Origin of the sequence: Herbaspirillum sp. B65, assembly GCF_000333555.1 — a bacterium.
Lineage (GTDB): Bacteria > Pseudomonadota > Gammaproteobacteria > Burkholderiales > Burkholderiaceae_D > Herbaspirillum > Herbaspirillum rubrisubalbicans.
This window is the reverse complement of sequence record NZ_BADI01000915.1, coordinates 1-1,781: the sequence shown is the minus strand read 5'-3', so window position 1 is coordinate 1,781 and position 1,781 is coordinate 1. Positions and strand designations below refer to the sequence as shown.

General features: G+C 52.0%; 3 protein-coding genes. 2 read left to right on the top strand and 1 reads right to left on the bottom strand.

From position 1 onward, the window contains the following. The coding region (locus I5W_RS21545) for an OmpP1/FadL family transporter (RefSeq protein WP_044530771.1) at positions 1 to 705 on the bottom strand (705 nt) is incomplete at its 3' end. A 390-nt stretch (positions 706 to 1,095) separates the two neighbouring features. Here I5W_RS21545 and I5W_RS32615 point away from each other — a divergent pair. Both I5W_RS32615 and I5W_RS21540 read left to right on the top strand, forming a co-directional pair. After that, positions 1,096 to 1,263: a hypothetical protein gene (locus I5W_RS32615; RefSeq protein ID WP_017452232.1), complete on the top strand. Its 168-nt coding sequence runs from the start codon at positions 1,096 to 1,098 to the stop codon at positions 1,261 to 1,263. A 125-nt stretch (positions 1,264 to 1,388) separates the two neighbouring features. Then, positions 1,389 to 1,781: MCP four helix bundle domain-containing protein (locus tag I5W_RS21540; protein ID WP_044530770.1), on the top strand; the 393-nt coding region annotated here is incomplete at its 3' end.

The following is a 1,781-nucleotide window of genomic DNA, read 5'->3' as shown; positions in this document are numbered from 1 at the left end:
GCCAACGGTCAGGTCGGGAGTGATTTTCCCGATATAACCCAAATGCAGCCCCCATCCCGTGGAGGTATCGGTGCCACGGTCGGTGACGTTTCCAGGGCTGCTAGAGAACAAGGCATTATCGAAGTTGCTCAATCCCTTGGCCTCGAAACGCTGATACGCAAAATTCACGGCCAACCCGAACGCATGGGATTCATTGACTTTCCAGGCCACATTGGGAGCGATGAACAACTGTTCAAGATTGACCCCTGCCTCACCTGAGCCGAACAAGGGCACACCGCTCCTGTAAGTCGTGTTCATGCCGCCATTGCCATAGACAGCAATGCCCGCAGCCAGTTGAGGATTGATCTGTTTGACCCAGCCGATCTCAGGCAGGAAAAAGTTCTTTTTGCCACTACCATCAAAACTGCCGTTCACCGGCCCTTGGTTACCCGTCACCTCCGCGCCACGTGTGGGTGAGAACCAGGTCAGGCCAACGTCCAGGCGATCTCCGACAAATGCAGTACCGGCAGGATTTGATGCAGCGGCAAGCCCATCCTGAGGCAGTGCAATGCCTACGCCGCCAGCGCCTTGCGACCTGACACCGTAGCCATGTTGAAAATAGCCGTCAGTCGCATGAGCGATGCCCCCGAACAACATCAAGAGCGAGAACAGCGGTAATTGGGGAAATGGGGGAAATGGGCGAAATTGGCGAATGTTGAGTTGCATCAAGAAACCTCTTCGTTGAGAACAGGCTTCCTAATTTATTGCATAGATTATCCCTTGTTAAATTACAAATTCGCATGTCGATATTTGGTGGAAGGATAGGATGTAGCCGCCCTTGACTTGCCCGCCACTTGCGAATCAAGTAAGTTACGCTATAAATATAATTTACTGTCAACCTACAACATCCATGAGTATCTTCTGAGGGAGCATTCCAGAGGGAAACCATGCCAGTTCGCGTTTCATTGGACCCGATCGCCCCGATTGCCAGATACGATGAATACGTAACTGGGGTCGTCTTGTCCTAGATCAGCTTGGCATCAATTTTCACTTTCGTTTATTCCTTTCGAAGCTAGTCTGTTCAGAACGAAAACGCAATCCGGGGGGAAATGCGTCATGTATATCGTCTGCCTGATATTTGCAGCATTGGCGTTCATTGGCTGTATGTTTGTGACGCTCATGTTCTTCAAGAATAAAAAATACATAGAGCAAGAAGCGCTTGAGGCCGCACGTCAACTGTTTCGCGCCAAGGAACGACATGACGATCACACCGCGGCAAGATAACGTGCCATTCCTGGTCGCCAGCTCATCCTCATGAGCTTTGCCTGGCTTTCGCCATCGGACAGTGCCAATCCAACGCCTTTGCAGCAGAAGAATCGACCACAAGTGGTTCATTTCAGGGAGGAATCATGCGCTTCAATAACTTCAGTATCGCCACCCGTCTGGCTATTGCATTTTCTGTGCTCATTCTGGCAATCGCGACCATCGTCACACTGGGCTTGATACGCCTGGGGGATATCAACGAGGCCATCAATCTGGTCGTCAATGACCGCTACAAGAAGATCGCCCTGATCAACACCATTGCCGGGAAGATGGATGATGTGGCGATTTCCGTGCGCAACCAGTTGCTGACTTCCGACTCCGGGCAAGCGGCGCGGGAGCAGGCCAATAGCAAGGAACTTGCGTCCCAAGTGACGGCGCACTTTCAGGAACTGGAAACATCCCTTGTCGATCCGGCTGCGCGCGCGCAATTTGCGAAGGTAATGAGCGCGCGCGAACAATACACATCATGCGCACGCAGA